The organism is Acinetobacter rudis (assembly GCF_031157835.1).
Taxonomy (GTDB): Bacteria; Pseudomonadota; Gammaproteobacteria; order Pseudomonadales; family Moraxellaceae; genus Acinetobacter; species Acinetobacter rudis_A.
Window position 1 is genome coordinate 31248 of the sequence record NZ_JAVIDR010000012.1, and the last position, 15961, is coordinate 47208.

Below are 15961 nucleotides of genomic sequence, written 5' to 3' on the forward strand. Positions count from 1 at the left end.
CTTGCCCCAGTCAAAAGATTAAAGCCCATCAAACGATGGACTTTAATTTAGCTAAGATAAAGATCGACTTACTTTTTGTCGTTATTACCAAACAAAGGTCCCATACCACCTCCGCCGCCAAATTGCTTCTGTAAGCCACCCAATGAACGCATCATTTTTGCCATACCAGATGGATTAGCAAATTTCTTCATCATTTTCGCCATTTGAGCATGCTGTTTAATCAGCTTATTCACTTCCGCAACATCCATACCACAACCAGCAGCAATACGTTTTTTACGGCTAGGGTTCATTAAATCAGGATTACGGCGCTCTTTGATGGTCATCGACTGAATAATCGCTTCCATCTTCTTCACTTGTTTTTCAGGATTCGCTTGTTCAATCGCCTGTTGAATGCCAGCATTGCTCATTCCTGGCAATTTGTCCAGGAATCCCATCATGCCGCCCATTTTGTTCATTTGCTCAAACTGCATCAACATATCTTCAAAGTTAAAACTGCCACCTTTTTGCAGTTTTTTAGCCATTTTTTCGGCTTTTTCTTTGTCGATTTTACGTTCAACTTCTTCGACTAGGGATAGTACATCACCCATACCAAGAATACGTTGAGCAACTCGTTCAGGATGGAATGGTTCAAGTGCATCTAGTTTTTCACCCATGCCCAAGAACTTAATAGGTTTACCTGTGATAGCACGAACAGACAGTGCAGCACCACCACGTGCATCACCATCTGTCTTAGTCAGAATAACACCCGTAAGAGGCAATGCATCATTAAATGCTTTTGCTGTATTTGCAGCATCTTGCCCTGTCATTGCATCCACGACAAACAATGTCTCAGTCGGTTTAACTGCGGCATGCAATGCTTTAATCTCGCCCATCATGTCGTCATCAATATGCAAACGACCTGCGGTATCGACAATTAACACATCAGCAAATTTAATTTTTGCTTGTTCAATCGCACGATTAACAATATCAATTGGCTGTTCTGTTGCTTCAGAATGAATAAACTCAGCACCAACCTCATTAGATACAGTTTCTAACTGTTTAATTGCTGCAGGACGATAAACGTCCGCAGATACAGTCATTACTTTTTTCTTCTGACGCTCTTTTAAATAACGTGCTAGTTTTGCAGCTGTTGTGGTTTTACCTGCCCCTTGCAAACCAGCAAGTAAAACGACAACTGGTGGTTTTGCTGCTAAATCAAGGCTTTCATTGGCCTCACCCATCATTTTGGTGAGTTCGTCATAAACAATTTTGACAAAAGCTTGGCCAGGTGAAAGTTGGGTCATTACTTCTTGACCTAATGCTTCTTCCTTAACTTTCGCGATAAATTCACGAGTTACGGGTAAAGCGACATCGGCTTCAAGCAATGCCATACGCACTTCACGTAAGGTATCTTTAATATTATCTTCTGTGAGTTGCCCTGAGCCGGTAACATTTCTTAAACTCTGCGTGAGGCGTTCTGTTAAGGTATCAAACATTACAATTTCCGCTTAAAATGGCTAGTAGCAAAAATTTCTTACTTAAAAAAGAAAAATTATGCTTAAGTTGCTATAGGATACTTGAGTTCACATGGAATTTATATCTCTACACATGAATTTTAAACATCCAGTAATAGGTTTGACATGATTAGCCTCCCCTTGGTTTACACAATTTTAGCATTATTTGCTTATACCACAGCATTTTGGTATTTATTTGCGCAGTTAATGTCGAAACGTACTCCTAATCAGTGGTTTATTGGTGTTGTTTCCAGCATAGGTTTAGTTTTACAAGCTTTAGTGCTTCGTCAAGATATGTTTACCCCACTAGGGACGAATTTTGACGTATTTAATCTCATGTCCTTTACCTCAGGACTTATGCTCCTTCTTGGATTGCTTTTTAGTACCTTTAGACCTGTATTGGTGCTCAATTTACTGGGAATCCCTGTTGCAGCATGTGGTCTTATTATGGGTTTTGTTTTCAGCAAACCAGATCAATTTATTGAAAATCACTCTATTGGCCTAGATATTCACATTATTTTGTCTTTATCTGCGTATGCTGTCTTGCTCATGGCCACCATTCAAGCTGTGATTTTATGGTTTCAAAACCGCGAATTGAAAAAGAAACAAAAACATCGTATTTGGGTAAACCTACTTCCATCGTTTCAAGCAATGGAAACCTTGTTATTTGATATGTTGATTACAGGGTTTTCTTTACTCAGCGTCGCCTTAGTCTTTGGTTTCTTTACCATTGACAATTTCTTCGCGCAACACCTAGCACACAAGACCGCTTTTAGTATTATTTCTTGGTTTGTGTATGGTGCACTTTTGCTTGGACACTATCGTTTGGGCTGGCGTGGTGTAAAAGCAATCCGCTTTACCATTACAGGTTTCTTCCTTTTAGCGATTGGATTTCTTGGAAGTAAATTTATTTTAGAAATGATTTTATCACGTTAATTCCCCATAACCGTTGTTACAATTCAACGGTTATATCTTCTAACCAAGCAAACTAGACAATTGCATAGAAAATGCGTATAACGGCTGTTTTGTTGACTCTGAGATAAGCCATTGAAACTCATACTTGCTCCAATGGAAGGTTTAACTGACCCGATCATGCGTGATGTACTCACTCATGTAGGAGACTTCGATTGGTGTGTTACTGAGTTCATTCGTATTACAGATTCAATTTTACCTGACCATATTTATTATAGTTATTGTCCAGAACTGAAGAACAATGGTCAAACAGCTGCTGGTACACCTGTCCATGTTCAATTCTTAGGTAATAATCCAGATATGCTGGCTGCCAATGCAGTCAAAGCTGTACAGCTTGGTGCTCCCGCAATTGATCTTAACTTTGGTTGTCCAGCCAAAACTGTAAACCGACATCGAGGTGGATCAATCTTATTAGATGAACCAGATGTTGTACATCAATTGGTAAAAGCTGTACGTGATGCCGTTCCGCATCATATCCCTGTTTCGGCTAAAATGCGTTTAGGTTATATGGATCGCAATTTTACGTTAGAGAATGCTCATGCCATTGAAGATGCGGGGGCGTCATGGCTGACCGTCCATGCTCGGACTAAAGCAGAAGGCTATACTCCTCCCGCGTATTGGGAACAGCTTGCCCCCATCCGTGCCGCACTAAAAATTAATGTGATTGCTAACGGTGAAATATGGAACAACCAAGATGCTAAACAATGCCGTATAGAATCTAATTGCCAAGACCTCATGCTTGGCCGTGGTGCAGTGACTACACCTGACTTAAGCTTAAATATTCGTCAAAACCGTGATACTGCGTCAATCGTTTGGAAAGATTTACTCGATTTACAACTACGGTTTATCAATGGCCCCAGCAAAACAGAAATTGGGATGCTAGGACGCTATAAGCAATGGTTAGGTATGATGTCAAAACACTACCCTGAAGCCAAACAACTTTGGGATGAAATCAAACGACTAAAAAAACTCGATGAAATTATCGAGAAAATTAAGATCAGCCAACATGCTTAAACAACTAGCCTCAATTTAGGCTGATCTTTAATCAAAATAATATTACCTGTTTGCATATTAATAGGTATAGAAATATGTTGATGGACAACTAACCAATGCTGTTGCGGTTTCTGTAAACATAACGTTGTACGACACCATGGAACCAGGGTTGTCTCAGATGCAACATCCACTACCTTGGTTAAACAATGCATCACTGCAAGATCTGTCGCAATGTGTAGTTTGATATTACGACGCAAGATATCTATATGTTGGGAAAAATATGGACTCAACTTCTCCCACTCTTTCCGATACTCTTGAATACCATCAATTTGGGAACTTACATCAAAAAGACTCACCTTCTCACTACAGTAGCCAATCAAGGTATCTACTTGTTGTCGGATGATTGCCTTATCCCATAATGCGATTTGATCTATAACTTCTGTAGCAATTTTATGATCACCTTCGATAATAATCTTTTTCAATTTTATTCACCTTTATAATTTTAAAATATATCAGCCTGTTTAATACTCTATTTGAATATAACACAACAAAGCTAATTCATTGAGTTTTATAGTTTTTAGCTTTTCTAACCAATCTGATGCAAACTTAAAAAATGTCAAAGCTCATTATCAACTTATACTAATAGAATCATTTTTTTAATTAAAATTACCTGAAATCTAAGGCGATTTCAGGTAAACATCTTTACAAATTAACTAAGCTTTCTTAACAAACTCAGATTTCAACTTCATCGCACCAATACCATCAATTTTACAATCGATGTCATGGCCATCACTTGAATCCGCTAATAAACGAATATTTTTCACCTTAGTACCAACTTTAACAACAGAAGATGATCCTTTGATTTTTAAGTCTTTAACAACGGTAACCGTGTCACCATCACTAAGTACACTACCAAAAGCATCTTTAATAACCGTAGTCGCTTCTTCTTGAGTTGCTTCTGTTAAAGTCCATTCATGTGCACATTCAGGACAAATAAGCAGTTCTCCATCAGCATAAGTGTATTCTGATTGACATTGTGGGCAGTTAGGTAATGACATATGAGCCTTCCTAAAAAGCCTCATTATGACCGAAATTAAAGATTTTTCATAATATTAATTAATTGAGTAAAGAAATAGTCCCAATAATGTAATATTAATTTATTTTTTATTGTCTTTTAGCGACATAAATAATGCTACTTGATCAAGACAACGGATGCCATTTTCATATATAGGTTGTGGATAATTTAAAAAGATATCTTTTTCAATATGTTGCATCCTGAAACCCATTTTCTGATAGAGAGCAAGCTGATCTAAACTAGAATTACCTGTTTTTACCCAAATACCTGATAAGTTTTGCTGTATAGCAATATCAATTGCATACTTAATCAATTGCTTAGCAAAACCCCTACCCTGATATTGCTCATCCACGCTCAGATTTTTAATTTCAACCTCATCGCAGCGATAAGGCACCAAACATATTTCAGCAATGGGCTTAGCATCTATAGACATTGCATACAATTGGGCATTTACAAGATAATCTTGTACCTGTTGCCAATTGGGATCTGCCTCTAATAATAAATCTTGAATTTCATGACCAAGAGCCTGACTCAAATCTACAGCATAGATACTGGACATAATAAATGTACATCCTCAGGTTCAAGCTCATACAAATCTGGGTCAGGAACAACCAATAGTTCTGCACCCTGATTAATATAAAAATCAACTGTGTTACATGTTGGGATAGAAGAAATATACAATGCATCACCATGAAACGCTTGTACGCTCTCCAATGCGGCTCGCATCAGCTTCGTTCCAATACCTAAGCTTCTATGATTTGCATCTATATAGAAATATTTTAATAAATGAGCCCCACTAATACTTTCAACTGGGCGGCGAGCAACGACACAAATACCAACGAGCTGTTGACCAGCCCAAGCACCAATAAATGCAGCTCCTTGTGCATATGCTTTTTTCAAATCTGCAGGATCTTTACGCAGCATTTCCTTGTCCCACGCTTCTACATCATGATGGCAATCATAAGCTTCCAGCTCATCTTGATTTTGCCAATACATTTGTGTAATCAATTCACGACGATCAATGTGCGACCAGATCAGGTCAATTTCTGTGGACTCTAAGGGACGAAGTTCAATTTCTACAGACATAGATACAGCACAATAATTTAAAGCCTTAATTAAAACATATTCTGCTGAGTAATAAACAAGACATTCATCCAAAATAATCTTCTGAATGAATGTCTCATTATAAAAATATTAGTTATTTTTATTCATCTTCAATAATTTCATCATCATAAATGGTTGCCAAACATCCCCAACCATCATATTCACCATCAAATTGTTCTGCAATACTGACAAACCATTCTTCAAGATCAAGAATATCTGCATATTCAGGAACCATTTCAACATGAATAGTCAGCACCCAATCCGTTGTTCCTGAATCTTCATCATCATAAAAAGAAACTTTTTGTTCTTGATAAAGTAGGTGCAATGCACACTGTTCTAATTGCTGTTGATCTTTAAATACAATTGCAAATTCGACTTGATGAGGCTCAGTTAAATCATCCCCATCTTCAAACATTTGCCATAATACTTGCCCATTATCATCATCAGGGAATAGTTCATAATCACGTGTCATCTGAGCATCCTTCCATTATTTATAGTGTTGAAAATCGTATGCGCCCTCCATAAAACTAACAGAATTTTATGACACTACAAAGATTAATTTATCCTTTTTATTTAGAGGTTTCATAAAATAAGTTGCTTGTCTCAACTCAAATTAAAACCCCTTTAACTAGGTAAATGTTCATTTGGTATATTCATTCAAAAATATCGTTCGAATGAATGCTCATGATTAAAATGGCACTTGAGATTGCAAATCTAATAACTGCCCTGTAAGTGGATGATTAAATATTAATTCACAAGCGTGTAAAGACATGCGTGAAAAATCTGAGTTTAAGCCTTCGGGATGATAAATTCGATCCCCCATTATAGGATGCCCAATATATTGCATATGCACTCGGAGCTGATGAGAACGACCTGTTATTGGTTGGAGTAATACACGCGTCATATCTTGCATTTCATGATAAGACTGAGCTTGATACAAAGTCTGTGCAGATTTACCAAATTCGAAATCAACTTTTTGCTGAGGGCGATTTTCCCAATCTGCAATAAGCGGAACATCAACTTTCCCCTGCCCTTGTAACCGCCCTTGTACGCAAGCCACATAGTATTTTTTCACAGTACGTGCTTGAAACATACGGCTTACAGCCACCTCAGCATCTCTATGTTTTGCAAAAAGTAAGATTCCCGAGGTTGCCATATCTAAACGATGTGTCACCTTAGCCAAGGGATAACGGGCCAATACACGTAAGTAAGCACTATCTTGATGTTCGGGTAAACGCCCCATAACTGACAATAAGCCTGCAGGTTTATCAATCACAAGTAAATCTTCATCCTCATACACAACAGATAGATCACCTTGTGGTGGACTATAGATAAAATTTGGATCTAAAGGCATCAATGCACACTCAATCAGCAACGGGAGTGCAAACTACCAACTGCCTTAACTCCTGTCAACGTCAAGGTTCTACACACAAAATAAATTAAACGCTATACAAGCATTTCAACTAAAGGACAAAAAAAACTTTATTTATCTTAAAAAATTAATTCAATAAAAACCAAATAGATAGTTTGATTTTTCACACAAAAAAATCATATTAAACAAATATTTACGATTATAATAGTCATTTTTATTACATTATTATTCTTAGTCACTGATTCTATAATACATAGCACAATGACATCATTAAATTGACAATTCAAAGCAATTTATTATCACTTATACCTCTTAAGGATAGTATATGAATAAAAATAATGACTTAAATGATCCCTATCAAGGCCTAAAAGAAATCACCATTCGTGGCATCTTACTTGGTATCTGTATTACTCTCATCTTCACAGCTTCCAACATTTATCTAGGTTTAAAGGTTGGACTCACCTTTGCAACCTCCATTCCTGCTGCTGTTCTTTCAATGGCAGTACTCAGATTTGCTAAAGATAGCAACATTATTGAAAATAATATGGTGCAAACCCAAGCCTCAGCTGCGGGTACTTTATCTTCTGTTATTTTTGTTTTACCTGGCTTATTAATGCTGGGTTATTGGCAATCTTTTCCATTTTGGCAAACCACCCTAATCTGCCTAAGCGGTGGCATATTAGGCGTGATCTTTAGTATTCCATTACGTTACGTGATGGTGGTCAACAGCACGCTTCCTTACCCAGAAGGCATTGCTGCTGCAGAAATATTAAAAAATGGAGCACGCGGTGTGGTTGCCAATCAATATGGTGAATGCATTCAGGAACCATTAGCAAACCATAACCAACAATCCATCAAAGAGATTCTCTATGGTGGCCTTCTTGCTGCTGGTGTCAGTTTCTGTAGTAATGGGCTACGTATTATTGGCGATAGTGCTAGCTATTGGTTCAAGTTTGGCAATAGTATCTTCCAGCTCCCTATCGGTTTTTCACTTGCACTGCTTGGTGCAGGTTCACTAATCAATCTCGCCTCTGGCGTTGCCGTACTTATTGGTACAGTCATCGCTTGGGGAATTGCCGTTCCTTATTTTACAGGTATTAGTGCACCAGCAATTGATCTAAATATGGTCGATTTTGCTCAACAAATTTGGGCTGAAAAAGTCCGTATGATTGGGGTAGGCACACTCGGTATTGCTGCTATTTGGACACTTCTTACACTTTTTAAACCTATGCTCGAAGGCATCCGCCTTTCATTCACTTCTTTTTTTGAATCTAACCAAGTTGTCAAACGTAGCCGCGCGGAAACAGACTTAAGTCCTCGCACCATGTTAGTCCTCATTGTGCTTATGGGATTTATTCTCTTTTTTACTTTTGCCCATTTTGTTATTGCCTCCACCCTTTCACCAATAACAGCTTGGGGTATTGTCTTACTACTGACGCTATTTACAATGCTAATGGGCTTTTTAGTTGCAGCTGCCTGTGGCTATATGGCGGGTTTAGTTGGTTCATCTTCAAGCCCAATTTCCAGTATAGGTATTTTGGCTATCTTGGCATTTTCAATCATCCTTTTCCTTATTGGCCAGCAACAAGGACTATTACAAAGTATCGAAAACCAACAGTTTCTAACAGCTCTCGCTTTATTTGCAAGTACAGCAGTTATTGCTATTGCCTGTATTTCAAATGACAATCTACAAGATTTGAAAACAGGTTACCTGATCTATGCAACCCCTGCGAAACAACAAATTGCCTTAATTATTGGCTGTATTGCTGGCGCAATTGTTATTGCACCTGTCTTAGACCTACTTTACCAAGCCTATGGATTTACTGGCACTTTGCCACGTAGTGATATGGACCCTCAACAAGCTTTAGCAGCACCACAAGCGCTGTTAATTCGTACTATTGCTCAAGGTATTTTCACTCAACAACTTGAATGGACTTATATTCTCATTGGTGTTGCCCTTGGGATTATTCTGATCATTATTGACACACTTATAAAAGCATTCAGTCATAATCATATGAGTATGCCCGTCCTTGCCGTAGGTATGGGTATTTACCTTCCTCCAGCAATTAACACCCCCTTATTTATTGGTGCATTAATGTTTTGGTGGATTAAACAACGTGCTACTCAAAGTCCTTTTAATCAAGATGGAAGCTATCTTAAAAATGTTGAACGGCGCGGTACACTCTTTGCAGCAGGTTTAATTGTTGGAGAGAGTTTAATGGGAATTTTCATGGCCCTCGTTATCGTCATTTCACTCAATATGGGTAAAGGTGACGCACCATTAGCACTAAAGCTTGAAAACTGGAGTGTAATGTCACAATGGCTAGGGCTCGCTTGTATCATTACCACCATCATTATCTTTATTCAGCGTTGTTTAAGAAAGTAAAATCAATGCATTATCCCCCCTCTTCTTATACCAGCAAGAGGGGGCCAACTTCAATTACTTCTCATTGAGTATTAAACTAGAAATACCAATGCTCAGCTAACTTTTCGACCTTCAACAAAAGTATTTTTCACACGTACTGATTTCACCATATAGGCAATCCAAATTATGCTGTATATTGCTGAACGAAAAAAATCTTTATCAAAAATTTGAATGTGTTCTGTCGGATCTAAAAGTGAGAAAACATAAACCACAGGTATCATTGTAATAAAGGAAATGATTTGTATCGTGATAAAAGCTATAGGAAATAAATAATGCTTTTTAAAAAACAAATAAATTAAATATAAATATGCAGCAATTAATAAACCATTTGCAGCTACTACTCCCCACAGCATTTGTTTCATTTTTTCATTATAAATTTCAGGCTGATACTCCGTAAGAAATACCCACATCTCATTGTTTAAAAGATTAGGTAAAGGAAATACCATATAAATCAGTGCGCCGATGGAGAGAAATAAACCTATTCCCACCACAATTAACCATCCACCTAAACCTTTTAATTCTTCACTTTTACTCATTTTCAATTAACCTTTTACTTAATTATTGTGATAAGTTTCTCATTATAATAAAAATCCTAGAGATTAACTCTAGGATTTTTAAATATTAAAATTAATGAAATACCTTTAAAGATTTAAAGGTATTTTACGCTTAGGCAACTTGTCCTTCTAAGAAGTCTTGAGCAAAGCGCTGTAATACACCACCAGCCTCATAAACATGTACTTCTTCTTCTGTATCTAAACGACAAGTCACAGGAACTTCAACGTTTTCACCATTACTGCGTTCAATGACTAAAGTCAGATCTGAGCGCGGCGCAATATTACCAATAACACTATATAACTCAGTGCCATCTAGTTTTAATGTTTTACGATCTGTTCCTGCTTTAAATTCGAGTGGAAGCACCCCCATACCTACAAGGTTAGTACGGTGAATACGCTCAAAACCTTCTGCAACAATCGCTTCTACACCTGCCAAACGAACACCTTTTGCAGCCCAATCACGGCTTGAACCTTGACCATAATCAGCCCCCGCAACAATAATCAAAGGCTGTTTACGATTCATGTAGGTTTCAATTGCTTCCCACATACGCATGACTTTGCCTTCTGGTTCAACACGAGCCAATGAACCTTGTTTAACAGTGCCATCAGTATTCAGAACCATTTCATTAAACAATTTAGGGTTAGCCAATGTCGCACGTTGCGCAGTTAAATGATCACCGCGATGTGTCGCATAAGAGTTAAAGTCCTCTTCTGGGAGACCCATTTTATCTAAATACTCACCAGCAGCACTGTCCATAATAATGGCATTTGATGGTGACAAATGGTCAGTAGTAATGTTGTCAGGGAGAATTGCCAATGGACGCATATGGCTTAAAGTACGTGGTGCAGCCAATGCACCTTCCCAATACGGTGGGCGACGAATATAAGTACTTTGAGGGCGCCAATCATAAAGTGGGCTGTCTGCCTGTTCATTTTCGCCCAAATCGAACATTGGAATATAGACTTTGCGGAACTGGTCTGGCTTCACAGAGGTCTTTACTAGAGCATCAATTTCAGCATCTGAAGGCCAAATATCTTTGAGATAAACTGGCTGACCATTTTGGTCTGTACCCAAAGCATCTTTTTCAATATCTAGACGAATCGTACCTGCAATTGCATAAGCAACAACCAATGGCGGAGAAGCCAAGAATGCTTGTTTTGCATAAGGGTGAATACGACCATCAAAGTTTCGGTTACCAGACAATACCGCTGTAGCGTATAGATCACGATCAATAATTTCTTGTTGAATCTTTGGATCGAGTGCGCCTGACATCCCATTACAGGTTGTACATGCATAAGCAACAATACCAAACCCTAGTTTTTCCAGATCTTTTAATACGCCAGCTTCTTCTAAATACAAAGCAGCCGCTTTAGAGCCTGGTGCAAACGAAGACTTCACCCAAGGTTTACGAAGCAAACCAAGCGCATTAGCTTTACGAGCTAATAGACCAGCCGCAACGGTATTACGAGGATTCGAGGTATTGGTACATGAAGTAATCGCAGCAATAATAATTGCACCATCAGGCATTAAACCATCTGTACGGTTTTCTACAACACCAGCAATACCTTTATCTTTGAGCTCACTTGTTGCAACACGTGCATGTGGGTTAGATGGGCCTGCAATATTACGTGTTACTTTAGATAGGTCAAAACGTAAAACTCGTGGGTATTGAGCTTGCTTCATGTCACTTGCCCAAAGGCCTATTTCTTTAGCATAGCTTTCAACTAATTTAACTTGTTCAGATTCACGGCCAGTTAATGTTAAATAATCAATAGTATTTTCATCGATATAGAACATTGCTGCTGTAGCGCCGTATTCTGGCGTCATATTAGAAATCGTCGCACGATCTCCCACCGACATACTATCAGCACCCTCACCAAAGAACTCAAGATATGCACCAACTACACGTTCTTTACGTAAAAATGCTGTTAATTCTAATACGATATCAGTTGCAGTAATGCCTGCTTGACGTTGTCCAACTAATTCAACACCAATAATATCTGGCAGACGCATCCATGATGCACGGCCTAACATCACATTTTCTGCTTCTAAACCACCAACACCAACAGAGATTACCCCTAGTGCGTCGGTATGTGGCGTATGTGAGTCCGTTCCTACACAAGTATCAGGGAAAGCAACACCTTGACGTGCTTGAATCACTGGTGACATTTTTTCTAAGTTAATTTGATGCATGATGCCGTTCCCTGCTGGAATAACATCAACATTTTCAAATGCAGTTTTTGTCCATTCAATAAAATGGAAACGATCTTCATTACGACGGTCTTCTACTGCACGGTTTTTTGCAAAAGCATCAGGATCAAAGCCACCATATTCAACAGCCAATGAGTGGTCGACAATTAACTGGGTCGGCACCACTGGATTAACTTTAGCTGGATCACCACCTTGATCTGCAATCGCATCTCGTAACCCTGCCAAATCAACCAAGGCTGTTTGTCCCAAAATATCATGACAAACCACGCGTGCTGGATACCATGGAAAATCGTGCTCTTGTTTATTTTCAATCAACTGTTTTAATGATTGTTCTAAAAGCGCTGGATCACAACGACGAACCAATTGTTCAGCTAAGACTTTTGAAGTATATGGCAATTTTACATATGCGCCTGGCTGGATATCTTCGACTGCTTGACGCACATCGTAATAGTCTAGCTGGGTAGATTGCAGTGGTTTACGATAATTCGTATTCATAGTTTAGTGCCTCGTGCATCGTTATTTTCAGACCCTGTAATGGGTGTATCATTAGTATGAGTTCGAGGGCATTGTACGCTGTGGAAAACCCATTTCCCAAATCCTTTATATTTCATATAGTTAAGTACAAAAACAGGGGTTTTGGAAACAAGTAGTTACACTTAACTGGTTTTTTTTAATAGAACTGGGTATTTTTTTGAAAAATATGTAAAAATCATTCTTATTCTTTAGTCTTAGATTTCAACTTGCGAGTCCTTATGTCGAGTTTAGCTTTCTCATCGTTCAGCCTTACTGGCCTAGATGCACAGAAATTTCTACAAGGTCAATTGACCCTAAATACGGAGGCTCTCGCTGAGAATGTCACGCATTACACGGCGATTTGTAATCTAAAAGGACGAATCTTATTTGGTTTATGGTTAAAAAAAATCAATACTGAACATTTTGAAATTGTCTCAACCCAAGACCAAGCAGAAGCTTTAGCCTTGCATATCAAAAAGTATGGTGCCTTCTCCAAAATGAAGCTTGAAGCCACTGGAGTGGTTTACCCTCAAGTCAAAGGAATTCAAACAGAATTTTCAAGCAATGAAAGCGATATTACTGCTTGGGAAGAACAAGCGATTAGCTCTGGGCAAGCGTGGATCACAGCGGCAACAGCTGAACTTTTTCAACCACAAGAATTACGTTTACATCAACGTGATGGTGTGCATTTTGACAAAGGTTGTTATTTGGGCCAAGAAATCGTGGCACGCCTTTGGTTCAAAGCACAGCCCAAAAGTTGGTTACATCTCATTCAAGGTCAAGGTGAAGCCCCAGCGCCCGCTACACAACTCAGTAATCATGTTCAAATTGTCAACAGTATGAGCACAAGTCATGGTTATATTGCTTTGGTCATTGCTAAACCTGATGCATTGCATGAGCTAGATCTCATAAATATCGACTTACCAGAACCACTGAATGGTAGTGTTGCACGCCCACAATAAATACTAGACATATGCAAAAAAGAAATCTGATCGTTTATGTTTTCTTGGGCAGCGTTATTTTGGCTGTGGCTGGGTTCATTTCTGGTTTTTTACTTGAAAAAGACCAAGTATCAAGTATTGAACTCAGCCATCATGGCCAATCCATTCAGAACAGCATTTATACGCGCTATCAGGGAAAAATTTACGCCAGTGTGCCAAGTAACGGTGATTATGTTATTCCCCAAGCAGATCCTCAAAGCTTTCACAGTTTAAACAGTGATGGTCGCTATCAGAATCGACAATTTGCTGTTGATCGGCAATATGCTTACTGTGGAAATTTAGTTGTTGCTGGTTTTAATCCTAAAAAGACTCAAGCACTAGATCACAACTATTTCTCTGATGGTCAAAATACAGTGTATTGCGCATCAATGAGCCAACGTAATCCTGATTTATCTGGTTTTTCAGAAATTAAACAGACTTGGTTATATGGTTGGGGCTTTGCCAATAAACCGCAAACCTATATCTATGAACAGGTTCGTTTAGCCCCTTCAGCACAACCCTATACGGCTATTTTAGATGCCGACATCTTAAGCAATGGACAGAAAGTGTATTATAAAGGTCTAGAAATGCCAGAGGCCAATCCAGCACAACTTAGCGCCATTGTTGTACCACAAGATGATCAATCAATACGCTTAAGTTATGAGTTTTTTAAAGACCATAAATCAGTGTATTTTAAGCACAATAAACTTGCATTAGCCTCCAACGATCAACTTTATAGTTTCTATATTGATGGTTTAGACCAAGCCTATTTGTATGACCCAACGCAAGGACAAGTTTTTGTTAACCATCTAGCTTTTAATAAAAAATTAGCGCCTTATCAAGTTATAAGTCATTATGGTGGTCATGTTAATCACGCCCTCTTTCTCTCTAAAAGCGGCGTTTATTATTATGACAATCAAACAAAACAGATAGAACGAGCAGCTGATAATCCCTTTAATATGGGACAATGGCAAGAAATAGCACCACTAATTTTTAGTTACAACAACCAAACCTATTTCTTACAAGGTTCAGAGCGTTGGGGTGGACGTAAAGGCCCTGGACTTATTTCACGCTCAACACATCTATACCAGCTAGAAGATGCAGCTACAGGCCCATGGGAGAAAGTGGCGAATGTCACCACTCATCACTATGCAGAAGTTTGGAAGAAAGGGAATCAATACTACTATTTTGATCGACTAGGTTCTACACAGCTCATTCAACAAACACTCTATCTGATTGCAGATCGTGAAACGCTGAATCACTTAATACATGATGAGTTAAGACCTGATGACATAAGACAATTGGTGCGAAATGACAAATTACTCGCTGTCAAAGCAAAAGAGATTTTAAAAGCAACAACGCAATATCGAAAGCTGCTATTTGGCTTTATTGCACTACCCTTCTAGAAATAGGGATATTACAATTCATTTCTTTTCTTTAAAATCGAGTTTTGGCAATATGACCAAATTGATTTTGAAGAGAATGAAGATGAAATCTTGGCTCAGTGTTTTGCTACTCAGTATTGCCACTTTAGGCACTGCTCATGCGGACATCGCAACAGTACAAAAAAATTTAAAAACAAATTTCCCTGATATTCCAGTAAATAGCGTAAATACAACCCAATTCAAAGATATTTATGAAGTTTATATGGGCGGAAGAATTGTCTATACCAATGATGACGCAAAATACTTTTTGGTGGGTAATCTAATTGATCTACCCAACCAAGTGAATATCACTGAACAACGCCAACAAGTACTCAGCAGCATTGATGTTTCAAAATTACCGCTCAATCAGGCTATAAAAAAAGTTAAAGGTAAGGGACAACGAGTAATCTATTTATTTAGTGATCCTGACTGCCCATACTGTAAAAAATTAGAAGCAGAATTGGATAAAGTGGATAACCTTACGATTTATTTATTTATAAATCCTATCACCTCTCTACATCCAACGGCAGATAAGACCTCAAAACAAATTTGGTGTTCAAGTCAGCCATATCAAGCATGGACAGATTACACGTTGAAAGGCATAGCCCCAACAGCGAAAGATAGTTGTAAAAATCCAATTGATAAAAATCTTGAATTGGCCAAAAAGCTCGAAGTTACAGGCACACCAACCTTTTTCCTAAAAGATGGCCGCCGTATTTCTGGTGCCCTACCTGCGACTGAACTTGAAATGATGTTAAATGAAATTAAATAACGATTCATTGCTGAGTTAATTGCATTAAAAGAGACATCACAAAGATGTCTCTTTTTATTTCACGGAGACATT

General features: G+C 38.3%; 15 protein-coding genes. 6 read left to right on the top strand and 9 right to left on the bottom strand.

All coding sequences use genetic code 11. The features are described from left to right. Positions 1-68: 68 nt before the first annotated feature. The gene (gene ffh, locus RFH42_RS11275; RefSeq protein ID WP_308975714.1) at positions 69-1475 is read right to left on the bottom strand and encodes a signal recognition particle protein; all 1407 of its coding nucleotides are present in this window, start codon (positions 1473-1475) and stop codon (positions 69-71) included. Positions 1476-1619: 144 nt separating this feature from the next. Here ffh and RFH42_RS11280 point away from each other — a divergent pair, with 144 nt between their 5' ends. Next, a complete protein-coding gene (locus RFH42_RS11280) occupies positions 1620-2429 on the top strand; it encodes a cytochrome C assembly family protein (protein WP_308975716.1) in 810 nt (269 codons plus the stop codon). A 111-nt stretch (positions 2430-2540) separates the two neighbouring features. Beyond that, entirely contained in the window at positions 2541-3479 is a 939-nt protein-coding gene (locus tag RFH42_RS11285) for a tRNA dihydrouridine synthase (protein WP_308975718.1), read from the top strand. Here RFH42_RS11285 and RFH42_RS11290 read toward each other — a convergent pair. The 6 genes from RFH42_RS11290 to RFH42_RS11315 all read right to left on the bottom strand — a co-directional run bounded on the left by RFH42_RS11290 (position 3476) and on the right by RFH42_RS11315 (position 6991). Next, on the bottom strand, positions 3476-3940 hold the full coding sequence (locus RFH42_RS11290; protein ID WP_308975719.1) for a YybH family protein: 465 nt from the start codon (positions 3938-3940) through the stop codon (positions 3476-3478). The two genes, RFH42_RS11285 and RFH42_RS11290, sit on opposite strands and share 4 nt — an antisense overlap. A gap of 231 nt (positions 3941-4171) precedes the next feature. Beyond that, positions 4172-4516: a zinc ribbon domain-containing protein YjdM gene (locus tag RFH42_RS11295; protein ID WP_308975720.1), complete on the bottom strand. Its 345-nt coding sequence runs from the start codon at positions 4514-4516 to the stop codon at positions 4172-4174. A gap of 99 nt (positions 4517-4615) precedes the next feature. Next, positions 4616-5092: a GNAT family N-acetyltransferase gene (locus RFH42_RS11300; RefSeq protein ID WP_308975721.1), complete on the bottom strand. Its 477-nt coding sequence runs from the start codon at positions 5090-5092 to the stop codon at positions 4616-4618. After that, entirely contained in the window at positions 5071-5619 is a 549-nt protein-coding gene (locus RFH42_RS11305) for a GNAT family N-acetyltransferase (RefSeq protein ID WP_308975722.1), read from the bottom strand. The genes RFH42_RS11300 and RFH42_RS11305 overlap by 22 nt, the downstream gene beginning before the upstream one ends. A gap of 118 nt (positions 5620-5737) precedes the next feature. Beyond that, on the bottom strand, positions 5738-6109 hold the full coding sequence (locus RFH42_RS11310) for a ribonuclease E inhibitor RraB (RefSeq protein ID WP_308975724.1): 372 nt from the start codon (positions 6107-6109) through the stop codon (positions 5738-5740). 216 nt (positions 6110-6325) lie between these two features. Further along, complete coding sequence (locus RFH42_RS11315) at positions 6326-6991, bottom strand: pseudouridine synthase (RefSeq protein WP_308975725.1); 666 nt, start codon at positions 6989-6991, stop codon at positions 6326-6328. A gap of 343 nt (positions 6992-7334) precedes the next feature. Here RFH42_RS11315 and RFH42_RS11320 point away from each other — a divergent pair, with 343 nt between their 5' ends. Then, complete coding sequence (locus RFH42_RS11320; protein WP_308975726.1) at positions 7335-9395, top strand: OPT family oligopeptide transporter; 2061 nt, start codon at positions 7335-7337, stop codon at positions 9393-9395. 92 nt (positions 9396-9487) lie between these two features. On the opposite strand, the gene RFH42_RS11325 is transcribed toward RFH42_RS11320, so the two are convergent. Both RFH42_RS11325 and acnD read right to left on the bottom strand, forming a co-directional pair. After that, positions 9488-9970 carry a DUF2569 domain-containing protein gene (locus RFH42_RS11325; protein WP_308975727.1) on the bottom strand — a complete coding sequence of 161 codons (483 nt, stop codon included), beginning with the start codon at positions 9968-9970 and terminating at the stop codon, positions 9488-9490. Positions 9971-10100: 130 nt separating this feature from the next. Beyond that, positions 10101-12695 (bottom strand): Fe/S-dependent 2-methylisocitrate dehydratase AcnD, encoded by a 2595-nt coding sequence (acnD, locus tag RFH42_RS11330; protein ID WP_308975728.1) that lies wholly within the window; start codon positions 12693-12695, stop codon positions 10101-10103. A 257-nt stretch (positions 12696-12952) separates the two neighbouring features. On the opposite strand from acnD, the gene ygfZ reads away from it, so the two are divergent. From ygfZ to RFH42_RS11345, 3 genes are all read left to right on the top strand, one after another. Continuing rightward, positions 12953-13675 carry a CAF17-like 4Fe-4S cluster assembly/insertion protein YgfZ gene (gene ygfZ, locus RFH42_RS11335; protein ID WP_308975730.1) on the top strand — a complete coding sequence of 241 codons (723 nt, stop codon included), beginning with the start codon at positions 12953-12955 and terminating at the stop codon, positions 13673-13675. Between the two features lie 11 nt (positions 13676-13686). Further along, positions 13687-15099, top strand: a complete 1413-nt coding sequence (locus RFH42_RS11340; RefSeq protein WP_308975731.1) for a DKNYY domain-containing protein — start codon at positions 13687-13689, stop codon at positions 15097-15099. A gap of 82 nt (positions 15100-15181) precedes the next feature. After that, entirely contained in the window at positions 15182-15889 is a 708-nt protein-coding gene (locus RFH42_RS11345; protein WP_308975732.1) for a DsbC family protein, read from the top strand. The last annotated feature ends 72 nt before the right edge of the window (positions 15890-15961 follow it).

Coding starts and splice junctions, on each gene's coding strand:
- ffh (WP_308975714.1), bottom strand. CDS start 1,475: ATGTTTGATACCTTAACAGAACGCCTCACGCAGAGTTTAAGAAATGTT.
- RFH42_RS11280 (WP_308975716.1), top strand. CDS start 1,620: ATGATTAGCCTCCCCTTGGTTTACACAATTTTAGCATTATTTGCTTAT.
- RFH42_RS11295 (WP_308975720.1), bottom strand. CDS start 4,516: ATGTCATTACCTAACTGCCCACAATGTCAATCAGAATACACTTATGCT.
- RFH42_RS11300 (WP_308975721.1), bottom strand. CDS start 5,092: ATGTCCAGTATCTATGCTGTAGATTTGAGTCAGGCTCTTGGTCATGAA.
- RFH42_RS11305 (WP_308975722.1), bottom strand. CDS start 5,619: ATGTCTGTAGAAATTGAACTTCGTCCCTTAGAGTCCACAGAAATTGAC.
- RFH42_RS11310 (WP_308975724.1), bottom strand. CDS start 6,109: ATGACACGTGATTATGAACTATTCCCTGATGATGATAATGGGCAAGTA.
- RFH42_RS11315 (WP_308975725.1), bottom strand. CDS start 6,991: ATGCCTTTAGATCCAAATTTTATCTATAGTCCACCACAAGGTGATCTA.
- RFH42_RS11320 (WP_308975726.1), top strand. CDS start 7,335: ATGAATAAAAATAATGACTTAAATGATCCCTATCAAGGCCTAAAAGAA.
- RFH42_RS11325 (WP_308975727.1), bottom strand. CDS start 9,970: ATGAGTAAAAGTGAAGAATTAAAAGGTTTAGGTGGATGGTTAATTGTG.
- acnD (WP_308975728.1), bottom strand. CDS start 12,695: ATGAATACGAATTATCGTAAACCACTGCAATCTACCCAGCTAGACTAT.
- ygfZ (WP_308975730.1), top strand. CDS start 12,953: ATGTCGAGTTTAGCTTTCTCATCGTTCAGCCTTACTGGCCTAGATGCA.
- RFH42_RS11340 (WP_308975731.1), top strand. CDS start 13,687: ATGCAAAAAAGAAATCTGATCGTTTATGTTTTCTTGGGCAGCGTTATT.
- RFH42_RS11345 (WP_308975732.1), top strand. CDS start 15,182: ATGAAATCTTGGCTCAGTGTTTTGCTACTCAGTATTGCCACTTTAGGC.